Raw genomic sequence first — 18,350 nt, 5'->3', positions numbered from 1 at the left:
ATGTTTGCTTGGATTCGCTGTTTTTTATTTTTAATCATATTTCCTATAAGTACTGGAGTGCTTGCAGCTGAAATAAAATCAGAAGCGCAGCAACAGGTACAACCCATAGATCCTAATGTAGGAAGTTGGACTTTTTCCGGCATGGTAAAGAATGAAAGTGGTGATAAATACGGATATTTTTTTGAAATGCAGCGCCAAGGTACCGAATTTCATACTCAAGCTGCTTTAATCGATGAAGAAACCAATACGCTGGTATTTTTTTACGAAAATAAAGAAAAAATAGAGCAATCAACACCGCTTGATTGGCATGTTGGTTATGCATTTATCCGCTATAATCCGATCAATGACAGCTGGATCTTTGGCGTTAAAGCAGCAGATAAAAAAGGCTTTAATTTTAAAGTGGACATGTTGAAGCAAGCAAACAACAATGAAACCTTGGTCTTACGACCTGGAGTAAAATTTCAAGTGTTACAGACTAGCCAGCTCAATGGACATATTCGTATTGATGATAAAGAGCAATTTGTTACCGGGAATAAAGCATGGTTTGGTAAATTGGTGTTAAATGATGATCAAAAAGACACTCATGAAATCAGCACCACGTTTTGTCGTTTAAATGATGATAATGGATTTTACTCGGCAAATCTTAAGGAAAAAGATGCGACCAGTGCCGCAGTTGCTGGTTGGCTAGATCCTTTAGGCAATAAAGTAAAAATGTCTCAATTTATTTCACTAAAACCTTTAGATGATGATCAGTGCATGTTAAAGGTGGGCTTGCCTAAGCTGAGCTTAAAATTGATTAATACCTTAAAGAGTAATGATTCATCATCACATACTGTGGCAGGTTTTTCTAAAGACAGTAGGGCGGGCTTTTGTTTTATGACTCAGCAATCATTTTTAAAGAATAAAGCCACTGAATTATCTGAGCATGACGTTAAGTTACATGCTTAATCCGGGCTACCAAGCGGTCATCCCTGCGAATGCAGGGAGCCATTTGTAAAGTACATCCTTTGCCTGGTTAGGATATTCTATCTTCCCAACGTCGCAAACAATGCTCAGTGGATTCATTTGAGTTATGAACTATTTTTATGAATGCATCTCTGCCTTCGCAGTGATGACAGAGCATGCGAGAAACGATAGGCTGTTCAACCACCCTGAAGAAATTGTACCATTTTAGGGGGGAGGGGGAGTGCAAAGATATAATCAGACAGCCGCGAAGTACCAGGCCATTATTATATAGTTAAAGGGGTGCTAATAGACACCTCTTGTTTTAAATCTGAAGTTTTTATTGGTTGTAAAGGAGTCTCTGGTTCCTTGATACTCGATTTATTATCCATCATTTTTTGTAATCTTTCTTTTACTGCAGGATCTAAAGCCAGCAGTTCGGAAGGAGGAATTTTTTTGGGCAGAGGTTTTGGCTCTGCACTCTCTCCACCTAATGCCCCGCGCATCATCATCTTATACGAATCAGGTTTCACTAAATGAGGATCTAACTCTGCTTCCAACTTTCGTGCATAATCAGGATCCACAATCCACATCGCATCGGCTAGCGCAGGAATTCGCATGTTGGGTTTGTCATCTATCCACCAGCCTAAATCAGTCATTGTTTCGCGTACACAATCACCGTCAACGCTTTGGTCAGTACGTGCATAATGCAATATGGAGATAAGTGCTTTTTCTGGTTTCTCATAAGGAATACGAAGTTCGGTACAAAAACTAAAAAATCCAAATGAAAGCTCTTCTAATTTTTCATGATATTTTCGATTAAAAATTTCAGATATACGTTTTGTGCTTAATTCTTGTTATTTTATCGAAAGATTATTAAGGCATTATTAATTGAATAAGCCTTGCTGTTGTTTTTTTAAAAAAGTAAGACAGGATAAAAAGATAGACAGCTTTGGTTACATCTCTTTCTCTGGAAGAAATTGTGATAACGCACTGGCAATAACTAATGCAGCCGGAATGATTAAAAGGGTTAATTGATAGTCCGCTAAAACATGGAGGTTCGTAGCGCCTTTGGAATAATCCAATAAATAACCAACTAATGGTTGGAGTAGGGGGGCTGTGACCATCGCTAAGGTATTCGTGAAGCCTGTACAGGCAGAGAGTGACTCTTCTGGGGCCAGCTCATTGGCAATAGTATAGGCAAGCATATACGCGCCACAACACAGTCCGATTGCGAACAACAAGATCCCTGTGAGGAGCATATTATGTATGGGTAAGTAAAGAACGAGAATGAATAAAACCGCAGTGGACAAGCAAGAAATATGGATTAGCGGTTTGCGCTTAGGCAGATGGATAGACAACCAGCCATATATGGGACAACTTAAACCAGCTCCTAACAAGATCATTGAGGTGAGAATACTGGCTGCTTCTATAGAGCAATCTAATTTCAATTGGAGAAAAGGAACGGCCCACATGGCGGCAAAAACAGTAATTACCGAAAATTCCAAGCCTACAAATAATCCATTCATCCATACCAATTTGTTTTTTACCATGAACAGCAAATGTTTTTTGTATTGATGATGATTGGTGATAACCGGTTTGTTGCTGGGAATAAAATTCGCACATAAAAAAGCAATTAAAAGACCAATGCCCCCTGCGGCAGCAAGAAAATAATGCCAGCTAATGTGAGTTATTTGCGAACCCATTCCAATCATGCTGATCACCGTTACAGTAAACCCTAGCGTTTCTGTGAGACCAATCATAAATGCATATTGTTTCAGAGGATAATGCTGACGTAAGATTCGAGTCATGCCAACAAAAGCAAAAGAAGACCCGCCACCAATAATTAAACGGCCAAGAAATAAAACAAATAAGTTATAACCAGAAGCAAATAAAAAGCAGCCTAAAGCGCATAATACGGCATTTAGGGACAATAAAGTTCGGGTATTGTACCTGTCAAAAAGAAGCCCAACCGGAATTTGCATTGTAGTATAAACGTAGTAAAAGGCACTACTTAATAGACCGGCGGTGAATGCAGTTAATTGTTTCTCATGCATTATAGCGCCAATAATAATCCCTGAAGACAATTGCAAGAAAAATTGAAATAGTAAAAAAAATACTCCGACCAACCAGATAATGGTTCTTTGGGGGCTATATTTTGGTGTGGATTTTAATAAATTCATTAATTCAATTTGCGAGCAAAAGGCGCAATATATAGCATCATGGGGAAAGTGTAAATTTATTTTAAATAATGCAATGTACTCATATTAAAGATAGGGCGGATCTTTTAAACGAAACGTAGCTACTGAGGCGATGCTGTTTCTTTAAACTCTCCAGCTTTGTTCATGGTGATTAGAGATTCATCCAATTTATTCCATCCAGAGCCTAGCTAAACCCAGGCTATCAATATTACACATACAGCCACATATTAACGGTATCTAAGGGAAATGTGTGATAGGCACACCAACGTTGGATCATATCTTTATCTAATGTTGAGGGTATTCCATGTACCCCAGAAGTCAGTTTTTCTTTCAGAAAGGTTAAAGCAACCAGATTATGGATATAAAATTCGGGATCAATATACTTCATTGGTGTAGGGTCATTCAGTACAAAATTAACTGGCATTTTATGATTTAAGACTTCATCATCACTAAATTGAGGACCAAATTCATCATAAACCCCTAAATTGGCAAGTATCTTGCCACTAAACCAGGAGTGAGGGTAATTATTCATAATCGCTTTTTTTCCGGTCGCAGTAATCACCACATTTGCGTCGATTAATGCACGTTCGAGTCCGCTGAAGTCTTGGGGATCGAGCGCTTTGATACCTAAGTTTTGAGCGAGATTTCTTTGTTTTTCATTAGGATCTACAACTACAACAGGTACTTTATTTTGAGTACAGAAATAGGCAATCCCACGACCAATCTTGCCAAAGCCAAAAATAACCCATGATGTTTCAGCTGGATTAATTCCTGTTAATTGAGTCAGAGCCATGTGGCTGCTCTCCGCGCATCCAAAAACTGTTTCCAATTGTTTTGTGAGCGAGCGATCAACACTGATCACTGGAAAATCAAGCAATTGTTGGCTATAGAGTTGATCTCCTGAGCCGGTTAATTCGATTGCTCCAATTTGGGGTTTTCCAAGAAATTGATGCAGTTGGGCACCACAATCAAAATAAAGATCAAAAGTTTCCCCAGCTAGAGTATGTGGATCCTCAACATAACGAATTTTTGCTTCATTTAAACAAGAGATTGCCTGTGGTTGTGCATAACAAAAATCGGAAGGATTGGTTACCGTTATATCCGCACCTGCTTCAACTAAACAGGCTATTTTTAATAAGGTATTCATCACTAAGGGAACATGGTGGACTACCCGTAATCCGGTTAAAGGACGTGTATTACTCCACTCAGTGAGTTGTTGGTGCATAAAGGGAGCTTCTGTTTGAGGATATTTTTGAAAGAGTTTTTTTAAAGCGTCCTGCATCATGTTTTCAAAATTAGTAGAGAATAGCCAATCCTAACATAATTTATTAATGTAGAAATATTTTTAAAGATAAAAAGAGAATTGCTATATAGCTCAATTGCTTTTAGCCCGGATTATACTGAGATAATCTGGGCTAAAAGACTAAAATAATGCTACAAGGACAATTTATTTTTCTCAGTAGAGGTGTTGTCATCACCGAGCCAGCTTTCAATCCATTGCAAAAATCGAGATATTAAATCGGGTTTTGGGGCTTGGAAAAATGACAGCGGCTGCAATGTCCTTTGGTGATTACGTATTTGTCCTAAATAGCCCAACTCCTCTTTAAATAAGCTCTTTGTATCCGTTTGCTCATCTGTATTAATTTTTTGATTGATCGAATCAATCCAGTTATCTAATTGAGATAAGTCGTTCGATGTAAAGGCATAGGATTTTTTAATTCGTGCTTTGAGTTGTTTGATATAGGCGCGGTTTTTTGGACGAAAAAAGGTAATTTTTAAGAGCTATTCTTCTAAGTAACAGAGGAGAATAGAATGAGCAAAAAAAGAAACTATTACACGGCATCAAAAAAATCAAAGATAGCAGTTGCGGCAATTGAAGGAAAATTGACTCAGGCTCAACTGACCAGCGAATACGGTGTGCATCCTACCCAAATTAAAGCATGGAAGCAAACAGCATTGCAGGCTATTTCAGATGCTTTTTCCAATTCTCATGATAAGGATAAAAAAGAGCAAGCCGAGCTTGTTGGTGCTTTGTATGAGGAAATTGGTCGACTTCAAGCCCAATTATCATGGTTAAAAAAAAAGACTGCCACTGAGCTTGGATGAAAAGCGTAAGCTGATTGATAGCAACGCTGAAATATCAATCCGAGAACAATGCATGCTACTCGGATTGAGTATTTCCAGTTATTATTACAAAGCGTCTCCTATATCAGCAGAGGACGAGCGGCTCATGGCGCTGTTAGACGAGCATTATCTCCAGTATCCATGTGAAGGTAAAGTGAAGCGCGCACAATGGTTGTCCCTTGAAGTTGGCTATCCTGTTGGTAAACGACGCATCAAGAGACTCATGGAGGCTATGGGATTAGAAACCGTCTACCCAAAGCCAAATACAAGCGTTCCCAATAAAGAGCACACCGTGTACCCCTATCTATTACGTGACATCGATATCACTAAGCCTAATCAGGTCTGGGCTGCTGATATTACCTACGTGCGTATGAAGGGAGGCCATGTTTACTTGGTTGCCATCATGGACTGGTATAGTCGGTATGTGCTTCAATGGGCGGTGTCCCCAACATTAGAAGCAGAATTTTGTGTAGAGGCGCTAAAAAACGCGTTATTACAGGGGCGGTGTGATATTTTTAATACCGATCAGGGTGCTCAGTTCACGTCTAATGATTGGATCAATACCTTGAAGGCCCACAAAATCTCTATCAGTATGGATGGGCGCGGCCGATACCTCGATAATATTTTCATAGAACGTTTATGGCGCAGTGTTAAGCAAGAAAAACTCTATCGGTATGATTTCGAAACAATCGAAGAGATAGAGCTGGAATTAGCTGAGTATTTTGAATATTATAACAACCGAAGACTCCATCAGTCTTTTGGATATTTAACACCAGCTCAAGTGTATTTCGGACACCCTAGTACGGTTTCTAAAACATAGTTCGGTGTGTCATGGCTTACCCACAGGGTCCACAGGCCTATCCGAGACGATGAAGGCTCTACTGGCCTATGGACTTGTGGATAAGCCATTCTGTGAGAGCAGGAGTTAATAAACCAATTCGGAATAGCTCTTATTTTTCCTGAATTTTGTTCCAGATTACCAGACCTAGATTAGTTCTTGAGCAGTATATTCATCTTTGAATTTGAGTTGGTCTGCCAAATCTTTCTTTAATTGTGTTCCATTCTCATTGGTTAAAATAGCATATTCTAAGAGATACAACTCTTGTTCGGTTTGCGCCGATGCAATTAAATTCTTGTAATGTAGGGCACGAGTTTGTCCACGATAATAATCAAAAAAATAAGAAAAAAAGCTTAAATTTTTATCGCGATTTTTCAGGTAATAATTTAAGGCTTGGGCGCATTGCGTTCTCAAAGCATGGAAATCGGATTGTGCACTTATCGATTGAGTAGGCGTTTCTCCTTTTTTGTGTTGTCGATTTTGGTTTGTTTGAGAAGGATTTAACTGTTGCTGAATTCCACCATCTTGAGGTTCTCTGGGGTTTGGCGAACCAGGTATGGTTTTTGAAGGAGCTCGATGAGCCTGAGTTTCATGACCTAAGTTCGATTCTTCAATGATTGCAGTGGGTAACACTTCTTCTTTTGTTGGTTGAGGCAAATACTGCAAAATTTCTGGGAGAACAAAATGTGTAGGCAAGTTTGTTACTTCCAAAGCATGCAGGAGTGACTGGATTTTTGTATTGAATTCTTTTCGAGTCTCCTCACTTTGTTCTAAAAGTGGCTTTTTAAATAGTCTGAGTAAACGATAAAGCTCGAGTTCCAATAGGCAAACCTCTTTAAATCGAGGGTTTTCTATTAATTTTTCTAACAGATTATAATGGCTTTCGTCGAGATAATCGGGAGCAATATCTTGTCCTGCAATGATAATTTTTATTTGTGCCAGATGATTCACTATTTCAGAGGATTCAATGGCTTTATCAAGATCAATGTTTTTCTCTTGAATGACCTTTTGACATTCTTCGAATATTTTGTCGAGTTGCTCAAGTGCTCGCTTGAGTGGCAAAAGATTAAATGTATGACGGTAAATTTGATTATTTAAATCAAGTTGTTTTTGCAGCATATCAAGCTCAATTTCTTCGAGTGCTTTTTGAATTTCCTCTCGATGCGGGATTGCCAATTGAGCAAGTACTTGAGGATTTGTGCTTTCCAGTAGTTTAAACAACTGAGGGCGAACGTCCGTCTTATCATAATGCGCTTTGAGATTTGCAACATATGCTTTAATGATATCCATCCCGTGATCTTGTATCGGTTGTTGCAGCTCAGCATCCAAATCACTTAATTTTTGCCTCTCAATAAGATTTGCTAGAGCAGCCCATTCCTTTTGTTTTAGCGCTTCAGTTAATAGTTTTTTATAGCCATATTTTTTTTCAAATAAAGGGGCGATGCCTTTAAAGAGTACCGGATCTTTTAAGAGGTCTAGAATACTTTTATCGGGATCACTTGGAAGGTCACTTTGAATAAATAGGCTTTTAAATACCGCTTCATTTTTTTCTTTAATAGCTCGTTTTAAAGGACTTAAAAAGTCTGAACTTGTAAACAATTTTGTATTCTGGAATGTAGGATCTTGTTCCGGATTTTTAATAGAGCTCAATAAGGAAGCTTTAGGGTGTGGTACGTTAGCTTTTAAAAATAATTGATATAGTCTACCGAGCCCTTGGGCATAAACTTGTTCAAACAAAGCCGAAGCGGATTGATCACCAGCTAATTGTTGGACAGCATATTGTTGTTCACTAGTGCTTAGGATAATTTCCCGCGCCAGTAGCTGATTGGCTGTTTTTTCTTGTTTTTTTTCGCAACTAAAAAGAAATAATTCTTTAAAATCCAGTCCGAAGTTAAGCTTTGATTCAATAAAAGGTTCTAAAACAGCATCATTGCCTTTTTCTATGGCTTGTTTTAATAATTCTAAAAGAGGTTGTTTTAATTGGGTTTTTGGGGTTACTCTTCCTTGACTCAAAAATCGAGCGACAACGTTTTTATTGTTATTAACTAGCGCAGAGGTAAAAATTTGCTCCGTTAATTCTGGCTCAATCACCACACTTTCTTTATCCAATAAAAAATCCAATGGAATTAACATGTGATTTTGTGCCAGCAGCGGAATCAGCTTTGGATTTTCCTTTAAATTGGGAAAGAGTTGCAGCAGTAATTTCATCCCATTTTGATTTTTATTCTGAATTAATTCAGTAATGAATTCTTCAAGTTCAGTTTCTTCCCAGGTTACCTTGGGACATAACGATTTAGCTAGATAAGGAAGCTTATTTTGAAAACAACTTTTGACTAGCTTTTTTTGCTCTTCTGGTGTCAGTTTCTTTAATGAAAGCGCACTGGGTGGAATCTCGGATCCAGCTCTATTGAGTTTGGCCAGTTTTCCAGGGTTTGTAGCTGAATTACTGAGGTACTCATTAAAAAGTTCAGGGTCTTGTTGGACACAAGCCTTTATTACGGAAGGAATATTCCAATTTAAACCGTTTTCTAAAGTGAGTTCTTTGATCTTAGGGCTTGCTTTTGCAAGACTTTTTTCGATGATTGAATAATCATCATAATCAGAGCACAACAGGAATAATTCACGTATATCCTTAGTATCATGCAGCACATTGTAATTTAGCTGAACTAATGTGGATAAAATGGATAAGTCTTCTTCTTGTAATCCTTTGGCATAGAGAAAATCCAAGGTTTCCGGTTCAAGCTGACTTTTCTTCGCGTTGAGTTTTTCCTGAAGAAATAGGCTCATTTCTTTATTGCCATTCAATATGGCAAGAGTAAGTGCATTTTTAATCGTTTCTTCAGAAATATTATCTTTCCATGAGTTCTTTACAAGCTCATTTTTTCTCAAGAAAATCAGCGCATTAAGTAGCGTTGTAGAACCAAGTGCTGTATTTAAATCAATTAATTGATACTGATGCTCATCAATGTTTTTCCAAAGTGTTGGCTGATGCGTTTGTTCTGCCCATGCACGTGCATAAGTTTCAAAAATGGTTGTGTCATTACGTTCCATGCACAAGGTGAGCAAATCTGGATCGTGAGTATCTACAACAAAACCAATTTCAAGAAGTCTTTTCAAAGTTATCGCATCAATATTTTGGACGAGCTCTTTGTTGAAAATGGATGGGAATGTCTTGGGATCAATTTTCGCTGTGGTTAAATAAGGTATTAACAGATTTAAAACTTGATGTTGGTTAGTGATGGCTGCATGCTGGATTTGTTTTATGATTTGTTCTGGGGACAACTTATTTAAAAACTGATTAGTTTGAACCGACGGTGTTTCCTGTTTAACAAAAGTTAGAAATTGTAGATGGTTATAAGCAGTTTGATTTTTAGGTTCCTGAGAAAGATTTAATTGATCGAGTACCTTCAATAAGTAGCTGTGATCGGTTTCTTTTTTCATTAACAAACGGTATTCCGTTACTGAGCTGTTAAAAATGAGGCGCAGTTGGTCTTTTAATTCATTTTGTTCATTAGTTGCAGTATAGGTCTGGAGATAATGCTCAATTAATTTTTCTGCCTCTTTTTGATTTCCCATACACAAAGTGAGAATAATTCCTTTCAAAACAGCTTTTTTTAGAATGGGTGATTTAGACTTTTGCAGTAAAAGATCATTGAACTCAGGACGAAAATATTCTTTTGATAAGTTGTCGTAATCGATTTTATCTTGTTGAAATAAGTATTTGAGTGTCTCGACATCTCCTGCCATGGCAGCAAAGAAACTTGAGCGTGTATCGATCTGATTTGAGAAGGCAATTTGATGTAATTCATCATGAGAAGGGTAGTGCTCGGGAGTTGCATTGGGATGAGCAAATGTACGAATAAGGAGACCAAAAGAATTATCCTTATAATCAAAGCAAATCTTAATTTCTTTGATTAACTCATCAATTGTCTCAAACTCTTTTATTTTTCTATTGTAGTTTGGATCGTAAACGACATATTTTCTGTTTTCAAAAGATAATGCAATTCCATGGTTATGACTGAAAACTAGGTAGGACCGATTCTCTCGGCCAATTTTTTTGAATATTTCTTCCCAGTGTGACTGCTCTGTAGTGAGTCCTAAATTAAATTCATTTTTTAATGGTTTGTTACCTATATTCAAGATTTTTTCAATATCACTTTGCTGAATCTCGTAATTACTATACTCATCAGCATGAAATGTTTTTTCGATTTGGATAATGAAATTGTCAATAGCAGGATTATTACCAATATGATAAGTACTAGGTAGGGAGGCTAACTGATCGAGTAAATCAAAAAACTGTGTCCTTTTATTTTGTAACGTATATTTGATGTATAAAGCAGCAAGTGCGGCACAAATTCCTTTTTTATTCAGTATAAAAGAGATATTTTTTTTTTGCTTTAGGCAAACGTTAACTGCGCTAATAATTTTGCCTTGGTTTGGCATGGGAGGACCCTCTCAATTTTAAATTTTTGACATTATAAGTGACACGTTAATTTAATACAATTCACTATGAACAAAAATAAATCATTTGTTCGGGGGGGGATTAAGAATTTAAGTAAAGGAAATATAAAAAATATTATGCTTCTAAAATAATTTCTTTTGCAGGTGGTCTTAAATTGTAATTGGAACTCATACAGTGTCCATAGGCCCCGGTATTGGCAATTAACATGATATCTCCTTCTTGAGTGATAGGTAATAAGCGGTCATATCCCAGTGTATCACCTGATTCACAAATCGGACCTACAATGTGTGCTACTCCGGATTGTTCTGAATAGAGCCGACTTAAGTTAACAATTTCATGATAAGCCCCATATAAAGAAGGCCTAATTAATGAATTCATTCCCGTTTCAATTCCTACAAATTGCACCGATCCTTTTTCCTTACATTGAGTGACCTTAGCTAAAATGATGCCACTTTCTGCGACAAAAAAACGCCCGGGTTCCATCCAGAATCTTAAATGAGGATATTTTGATTTGATTGCGAGTAGTTTTGAGTCAAGTTTTTTGAGATCTAAAGAGCTTTGTCCTGGTTTTTCAATGATTCCCAAGCCACCACCTAAATTAATGAACTGAACCTGAGGGAATTGCTTAAGAAATGAGGTAAGTACTAAAGCAGTTTGTTCCCAAAGTTCTGGAGTAAGAATCCCACTGCCTGAATGGGAATGCAGACCAATGACATGGATGTTATGTTCCTGGGCTAAAATTTTTAGTTGTTCTATATCATTTTGAGTGATACCAAACTTTGACTCATTGCCTCCAGTCACAACATGTTTGTGATGACCCGCACCAACACCTGGGTCAATGCGGACTATGACCTCGCGATTTTTAAATAACTCAGGCCAATTCCTTAGTGGGTACAAATTATCTATTGTCACATAACATCCTGAGTTCATCGCAACTTGATATTCCCTCTTTGGAGCAAAATTCGGAGTAAATAAAATTCGCTTTTTATCGATGTGAGGAAATAGATTATGTATGTGACTTAATTCCTGGATGGAAACGCATTCAAAACCAATACCTTCTTTTTCTAATGTTTTTAAAATTGATGGATGAGGATTGGCCTTGATTGCATAAAATAGCGTGTCGATTGCTTGTAGCGCCAATAATTTTCGTGCCTGGGATGTTTGTGTTGGGCAGTGATAAACATAACAGGGTGAATGATCCTCTGCAAGAGCGAGTAAATGTGTGCGTTCCAGTTCCCACCATGGGATAGCTCGAGTAACTGGTTTTTCCTTTTTTTTGGGGTGGAACACTTTTTCCAGTTGAATGATAAAATTATCCAAAATTGGATTATCCCCAATGAGATAATCGTTAGGTATAGAGCATAATTGGGCCAATGCCTCAAAAAATTGTTCCGTTTTATTTTCTAGAGCATAGTTTTCATAGAGGTTGGCAAGCCCTGCATAAGCAGATGAATTATCTAATTTAAAATCCTTAGTGGATTTTTGTTTGAGACATAAAGTGAGCGCATCAATCATTCGGTTGTGTGTGGGCATTATGAGCTCATGATTCCATTTTTGTCATATGAAATTATAATGCACAGCTTGCTTTAATTCAATTCAAAATGAATTTGGTTTCGTATTATGCACTATGGTGTTTTAAATTTATGCTTGCAATTTTATTGGCACTCAAATAGGCTGTATTGAAAAATAATTATCATAAGGAGTTGATATGTCACAATCTAAAATCAATATGGATGATGCTGGAAAGACGGGCGCATTGCTGGCAATTGGAAATACCCTTTTAGCGCCACTGTATTGGCTTGATGCAAAATTCGGTTTGACTACAGCCATTGTGGCAACCGGCGCTTTTTTATATGGTGCGCACGAGATAGGCAAAAAAAGAAGAGCAGTTGAGAATGGAGTAAATAACATGAATTCTTTTTTTGGTGGTAAAACGGGTGATAAAAGTACAGAGGTTCAAAATACTCTGGCAAATATTTCCGTTGGAGGCGCAGCGATATTTGATGAAATTATGCCTAGTGATAAAAATGCTCGCCCTTAATGGGTACGTTTTCAAATTATGTATCAAGGAAGTGTAGTATGCCTAGAGATCAAGTAAATCCTGAAAAAACCCTCAAGACTGGTGCATTAATCAGTTTTGGAAATTTATTTATGTCCCCTTTTTATGCCAGATTAGGTCCATTTGCCTCATTAACTCTAACCGCAGCAGCGGTGTTTGGATTGCATGAGATTGGCAGAAGCAAACAAGCAGGGAATGGTTTTTTAGGCTTTTTTTCAAACAAGCCTAATCCCGGTGTCTCTGATGTAAATACAGCGATGAAACATGTAGTGGAAGGTGGTGCAACGGTATTTGATCAAATTTTTTCTCCTGGAAACAAATAAATGTTGTAATCTGATGCAGATCAGCGAAACCGGTGATCTCATTGACCTTCACTTATAAAAGCTCCTCCCTTCGTTATCTCGAGCATAGCAAGGGAGCGCCTCGTTGAGACTCGTTGAAGAGCTCCCTCGTTATGCTCGTGAAGACGGGAATAGGAGAGAAGGGAAGTTTCTTTATGACTCCAATTGGTGAATCTTAACTAACATGCCTATTTGAGCATTATCTAAATAATACACAACATTCTCTTTAAGGCGTTGTTTTTGTGAAATAGTAAATGACGATTGTGGATTATTGGGCGGTGATACTTGGAACTTTGCATCAAAAAAATAATAACTCGCTTGTTTCACATTTAAAGTCCCTTGCATTTGCCAGCCGTTATGTTCAACCATCGGAAAAGCGACACTACTTTGATTATTAGCTGGTTGCCTCCATGAATAATGGGCTAGGACTTGATAGTGGGATTTACGAGTTAGCAAATAGTATTCATCACGCAAGCTTGAAGAAGATGGGGGCAACAATCGGTAAGGTTTTCCTGATTTGTCTGTATCAGTCTTTAAGGATATCGCGTTTGCACCCATTGGAATGAGCGGTGCGTCGATAGCTAGGCCAGCGTTTTGATTGGGGTGTGCAAATAGGATCAAATCAATTTGATAGGGAGATTTGGCTAAGGCCAGACAGGAATACAGAATACTTATTGCTACTATTATTAATCGTTCCATGGCTAATTTATTTTTATTGTTATTGATGTACCATCGTAGTTTAGGTGCAGAATAATTACCCTTCTCCCTATTAGGGGAGAAGGTGCCCACCAGGGCGGATGAGGGCTACGATGATCCTATATTAGTTGAGCAAGTATACCCCCTCTGGAAGAATTCACTCAACAACAATTTTAGGAAACTTGTCTGCGTAATTAACTGGTTTTTTGGCCAATTCAATCGCGCTCTTCATTGCTGTTTTAATTAATGTATCCGTTAATTCATCACGGGCTTTAGTTGCAGTGGGAGTACCTTCATCACAGTTTTCTCTTATGCGTCCATCTAAGGGAAGTTGTCCTAGTAATGTCGTATGGTGCGCAGTACAAAGTGTTTCTGCACCACCTGCACCAAAAATTGATTCTTGATGTCCGCATTGGCTGCAGATGTGAGTGGACATATTTTCTATGATACCAAGAACATCAATTCCTGTTTTAGAAAACATATGTATTCCTTTTTGTGCATCAAGTGTTGCTACGTTTTGTGGGGTAGTCACTACTATTGCTGCAGTCAATGGAATTTTTTGTACTAAAGTCAGTTGGATATCACCCGTACCAGGGGGTAAATCAATGAATAAATAATCTAAATTATCCCAAAGGGTAATATCCAGCATTTGGATTAGGGATTTGGCAAGCATAGGACCTCGCCAGATTATCGCTTGGTCACTGTCTGTTAGATAGCCAATAGACATGCTTTCTATTCCATGGGCTTTTGCAGGAAGATAATGTTGTCCACTCACTTGCACTGGTTCTGTTTCGCCGAGCATTAAAGGCATACTAGGGCCATAGATGTCTGCATCTAAAATGCCTACCCGCGCCCCTAATCGAGCTAATGCAGTTGCTAAGTTAACGGTTATAGTTGATTTCCCGACTCCTCCCTTTCCGGACGCTACAGCAATAGTATTTTTTACTCCACGTAAGCCTTTGCCTACGAGTTGCGTTTTGTGAGGTTTAATCCATTGATTGAAATGAATTACTATCTCTTGATTAGGAAATGCTGATTGTAAGGCTCCGAGAAACAGGGGTTTGTAATTTTCTTCGAGCAAATTACAAGGAAAGCCTGCGGTAAGATTGACGAGCAACTGATTGTCAGCCATTTCAAGGCTAAATTGTAAGTTCATTTCCTTACCTGTGAGGCCGAGAAACGGATCTTTTAGAGTATTTAGTAAGTGAATTACAGTATTTTCAGTGGTCATGGCTTAACCTTGAATGGAAAAGAGGAATGATAGCGCAGAGGTGGGTCTGTTTACAATTCTACTATCTTGGTCAAAATGGCTCAATCTAGCGAATTGTAAATAGACCCTAGGAGAAAAGATTCTATGTGATGAGCATTTCGGAGGGCTCGTATTGCCAATTAGTCCAATGATTGCTCAGGAGATAATAAATCCCGCAATAGATAGGTAAAGGTGTTTGTTTTGATATATAAGAACCGTACTCATTCAATTGATCTCGGTGTTTTCTCAAGGATGTTTCATCTTCTTTTCCTGTTTTGAAGTCGATAATCCAGCGTTTTCCTTGATCCTCAAAAGTACGATCAATAATCCGGGTAATCGGTCTATTTTGTTGTTCTACCAATAATTCGTATTCGTTTTGTTCTTGATGATGTTTGCTAATAATCCACAACCCTACTTGATCCTTAAACATTCGGGTGATTTGTTCTTGCATATTGAGCAGGGCCTCATGTTGCATTGATTCATCGAAGCCTAGCTTCCGTAATTCATAACGGGCTAAACTCCAGGGGATTTCGGTTAGGGTTTTAGGATGATTATCACATATCCATTGCAATAATTGGTGCGTTACTATACCGATGAGTCGAGGAGTAGTCGTTGATAAAGAGGAAGATGTTGTCTTGACATGGGTGAGCATTTCAAGGGTTTCAGAAGTTTTATTTTGATAATAAACGAGGGGTAAGCGTCCGATTTTGGGTAAAAGCTGGTTTGATTCTTCAATACTGGATAATGGCTCTTCTGCAATAAACTCTATATTTTTCAGAAGGTTTCGAAATGAAGTTTTAGAAGACTTTTCTGAGTGATCCGTTAAATACAAACGCGACTTTGCTCGTGTTACAGCAACATACAGTAATCGTTGTGCTTCATAACGACTTTTTACTTCATCTAACTGACTTAAGTAATCATATAAAGCACAATGGTCTTGATGTGCCGCGTGGATAGGGGACATCAGCAACAAATTACCATGTTTCTGAGTAGGTAAATTGAGCCAACGTAACATTGGATTATCACCACGATTGGGTTGTGCTCCCAAACCAGGTAGAAATACAGTATCAAACTCCAATCCTTTAGATTTATGAATCGTCATCACGTGTAACCGTGAAGGATTTGCTTGTTGTGAATAGAGTTTATTAAGTTCTGCGAGAAATTCATTCATATCCGATAAGCGACCGTCTTGTTGATAACGATCAAGCAAGGTCCAGAATTGTTCCAGGTCATTGAGTTGATTGGCATTTAGGATATGTTCAATATGTAATTCTTTTAAGGTTCTGATCACCCAGGCTGAGAGTTGGGTTTCATATCTTTGGCTGAGTGATTTGTGCATGACACGTATCAAATAACTCGCGCGAATCCTGCCTTCTTCACTGAGGCCTGAGATCTTGTCTAAATGTAATAAAGCGAAGTAAATCGATTTTTTCTTATTGAACTGGGCTATGGCATGAATATCACTTAAAGACAACCCACAATAAGGACTATGCAGGACAGCGAGCCAGGAGAGGCGATTGGCGGGTGTCAATAAAGCTTGAGTTAGTGACCAAACATCACGTAAGTGGCCTAGATTGGCCAATAAAGTAATATCAGTGCCTTGATAGGGGATTTGATGTTGGCGTAAGAGACGAATAATTTCGCTAAGTTGGGTTCTTGAGCGTACAAGAATCGCCATAGTTTGCTCAGGATCAGTTTGCAGCTCCTGTTGGATGATTTCTATGAGTTTTTTTGCTTCCTGTTTTCGATTTTTAAATTGCAGGGCTTGTACCATGCTGCATTCTTTATTTTGAATGACATTGACACTAGGATGAAATGAAACGGCCCCAGATTCTATATCGACTTGCTTAGGGAAAATATGGGTGAACTGATTATTTACCCAATTAACAATGGTTTGTGTAGAGCGAAAATTACAGCTTAACTCTAGAGACTGAAGTGTAACAGGACCTATACCTTGTTCTTTAGCACGAAAGAATAAGCCTACTTCCGCTTGCCGAAAACGGTAGATGGATTGCATGGGATCGCCCACAATAAAAAGGGTTCTTCCATCGCCTTCTTCCCATCCCAAAACTAGTTTAGTTAAAAGTTCAAATTGGGTAATCGAAGTATCCTGAAATTCATCAACCAGAATATGTTGAAGAGTATGATCTAAATACAAAGCTAAATCAGTTGGATTTTCTTCATTACCTAAGGCATTTAATGCTTGCTGAGCTATGGCAGTAAAGTCAATTTCATTATGTTCGCTAAATAAAATGTGCAAATGACCTACAAGGATAGGGAGCAACAAAAACAGGGCTTGCAGAACTTCCCATTGCTCAGGATCATATTCTGGTGCGGGTAAATTACTGACTTGGATTAAAGCTTCCAGGAAATCAGGGTACTCATTTAAATCAGTGAGTAATTCTTTGCTTGCATTTTTAAGTCTCTTGTATTCATCAGCCGGGCAGGAGGTACTAAGCAGGCCAACATGATGATCAAAACTTTTACGTAAATTGCCATCACCAGTAAGCAATAATTTACTTAAGGCAGTTGCAGTTTCTTGATTTGTCTGTTGAAAATCATACCAATCTTTGAGACGGTAACGTGGCGAATTCGGGTTGTTTTCTATAATCGCTAATTCACGTGCAGATCGAGTCAACTCCTCACATAGATGTGGGGGGAGACTTTGTTTGAATCGCTTTAACTCGTGTTGCTCTATAAGTTGGAGTGCTCGTTCAAAAGTCGATTTTTCTTGAGTACGTGCTTGAAATAAAGGGGCTAACCATTGATCCCTTTGAGATAGGAGTGTGGTAAAGAGTTCTAGCAGTCGATCTTGACGGTTATCCACATGCAACAAGAGCGTTTTTATTGCTTTTTGGTATTCTGGTGTTGTCAGAGCAAATTGAATACAGCGTCGTCCAGCATTTAAATAATGACTCTCTACTTTTTCCGTAATTTGTGAATAAGCAATTTGTTTTTCCAAAAGAGGAATTGCTTGATTGATGCTTTGGCATAAGGAGTCAATCGTAATCACTCTCAATCGATTCGGCTGTTGTAATAAATTCCATTGAAAATGTGCATCTCGTTGAAGCGCTTCTCCAGCGAAAGCAAGTGTCTTTTGTTGATGGGGTGTATCGGCTTTTTTTTTATTTGCTGCTTGCTGTAAGGCATGCACAATACGTTCGCGCATTTCGCTTGCTGCTTTACGCGTGAAAGTTAGTGCGATAATTTGTTCTGGGGCAGTGACTGTGCTTAACAGTCTCAAATAACGTTGGGTGAGAATTTCAGTTTTGCCTGAGCCTGCAGGAGCTTGTACGATAAATGATAAGGAAGGATCCGTAGCTTGGCTTCGTTGATCACTGTCGACTAACATTGTTTTAATCCCTGTATGTTTATTTTTTGAGAATGTAAGATGTCTTCACCCGTCTTGGCAGGCACATTATCCCCATGTAGCTTAGG

The 18,350-nt window shown here is 38.3% G+C and carries 12 protein-coding genes and 1 pseudogene; 5 read left to right on the top strand and 8 right to left on the bottom strand.

Annotated elements, in window-relative coordinates; all coding sequences use genetic code 11:
- Entirely contained in the window at positions 1 to 948 is a 948-nt protein-coding gene (locus OQJ26_RS03225; protein WP_265702479.1) for a hypothetical protein, read from the top strand.
- 281 nt (positions 949 to 1,229) lie between these two features.
- Here OQJ26_RS03225 and OQJ26_RS03220 read toward each other — a convergent pair whose 3' ends face one another.
- The 3 genes from OQJ26_RS03220 to OQJ26_RS03210 form a co-directional block, all read right to left on the bottom strand.
- Positions 1,230 to 1,655, bottom strand: a complete 426-nt coding sequence (locus OQJ26_RS03220; protein WP_265702477.1) for a hypothetical protein — start codon at positions 1,653 to 1,655, stop codon at positions 1,230 to 1,232.
- A gap of 243 nt (positions 1,656 to 1,898) precedes the next feature.
- Positions 1,899 to 3,125 carry an MFS transporter gene (locus OQJ26_RS03215; protein ID WP_265702476.1) on the bottom strand — a complete coding sequence of 409 codons (1,227 nt, stop codon included), beginning with the start codon at positions 3,123 to 3,125 and terminating at the stop codon, positions 1,899 to 1,901.
- Positions 3,126 to 3,351: 226 nt separating this feature from the next.
- Positions 3,352 to 4,428, bottom strand: a complete 1,077-nt coding sequence (locus OQJ26_RS03210; RefSeq protein ID WP_416209938.1) for a saccharopine dehydrogenase NADP-binding domain-containing protein — start codon at positions 4,426 to 4,428, stop codon at positions 3,352 to 3,354.
- A gap of 527 nt (positions 4,429 to 4,955) precedes the next feature.
- Here OQJ26_RS03210 and OQJ26_RS03205 point away from each other — a divergent pair.
- Positions 4,956 to 5,249: a hypothetical protein gene (locus tag OQJ26_RS03205; protein WP_065235619.1), complete on the top strand. Its 294-nt coding sequence runs from the start codon at positions 4,956 to 4,958 to the stop codon at positions 5,247 to 5,249.
- Positions 5,242 to 6,087: an IS3 family transposase gene (locus tag OQJ26_RS03200; RefSeq protein WP_082650874.1), complete on the top strand. Its 846-nt coding sequence runs from the start codon at positions 5,242 to 5,244 to the stop codon at positions 6,085 to 6,087. The genes OQJ26_RS03205 and OQJ26_RS03200 overlap by 8 nt, the downstream gene beginning before the upstream one ends.
- 165 nt (positions 6,088 to 6,252) lie before the next feature.
- Here OQJ26_RS03200 and OQJ26_RS03195 read toward each other — a convergent pair whose 3' ends face one another.
- Both OQJ26_RS03195 and lysA read right to left on the bottom strand, forming a co-directional pair.
- Complete coding sequence (locus tag OQJ26_RS03195; protein WP_265702473.1) at positions 6,253 to 10,548, bottom strand: hypothetical protein; 4,296 nt, start codon at positions 10,546 to 10,548, stop codon at positions 6,253 to 6,255.
- A 133-nt stretch (positions 10,549 to 10,681) separates the two neighbouring features.
- A pseudogene (gene lysA, locus OQJ26_RS03190) lies at positions 10,682 to 11,935 on the bottom strand (diaminopimelate decarboxylase); the annotation flags it as partial.
- Between the two features lie 340 nt (positions 11,936 to 12,275).
- On the opposite strand from lysA, the gene OQJ26_RS03185 reads away from it, so the two are divergent.
- Both OQJ26_RS03185 and OQJ26_RS03180 read left to right on the top strand, forming a co-directional pair.
- The gene (locus OQJ26_RS03185) at positions 12,276 to 12,608 is read left to right on the top strand and encodes a hypothetical protein (RefSeq protein WP_265702472.1); all 333 of its coding nucleotides are present in this window, start codon (positions 12,276 to 12,278) and stop codon (positions 12,606 to 12,608) included.
- 38 nt (positions 12,609 to 12,646) lie between these two features.
- The gene (locus tag OQJ26_RS03180; RefSeq protein WP_265702471.1) at positions 12,647 to 12,949 is read left to right on the top strand and encodes a hypothetical protein; all 303 of its coding nucleotides are present in this window, start codon (positions 12,647 to 12,649) and stop codon (positions 12,947 to 12,949) included.
- A 171-nt stretch (positions 12,950 to 13,120) separates the two neighbouring features.
- On the opposite strand, the gene OQJ26_RS03175 is transcribed toward OQJ26_RS03180, so the two are convergent.
- From OQJ26_RS03175 to OQJ26_RS03165, 3 genes are all read right to left on the bottom strand, one after another.
- On the bottom strand, positions 13,121 to 13,666 hold the full coding sequence (locus OQJ26_RS03175) for a CsiV family protein (RefSeq protein WP_265702470.1): 546 nt from the start codon (positions 13,664 to 13,666) through the stop codon (positions 13,121 to 13,123).
- Between the two features lie 154 nt (positions 13,667 to 13,820).
- Positions 13,821 to 14,894, bottom strand: coding sequence for an iron-sulfur cluster carrier protein ApbC (gene apbC / locus OQJ26_RS03170; protein ID WP_265702469.1), 1,074 nt, complete (start codon positions 14,892 to 14,894; stop codon positions 13,821 to 13,823).
- A gap of 121 nt (positions 14,895 to 15,015) precedes the next feature.
- On the bottom strand, positions 15,016 to 18,264 hold the full coding sequence (locus tag OQJ26_RS03165) for a UvrD-helicase domain-containing protein (RefSeq protein ID WP_265702468.1): 3,249 nt from the start codon (positions 18,262 to 18,264) through the stop codon (positions 15,016 to 15,018).
- Positions 18,265 to 18,350 lie beyond the last annotated feature (86 nt).

Source organism: Legionella sheltonii (genome assembly GCF_026191355.1).
GTDB classification, from domain to species: domain Bacteria; phylum Pseudomonadota; class Gammaproteobacteria; order Legionellales; family Legionellaceae; genus Legionella; species Legionella sheltonii.
This window is presented reverse-complemented; position numbering and strand designations above follow the sequence as displayed.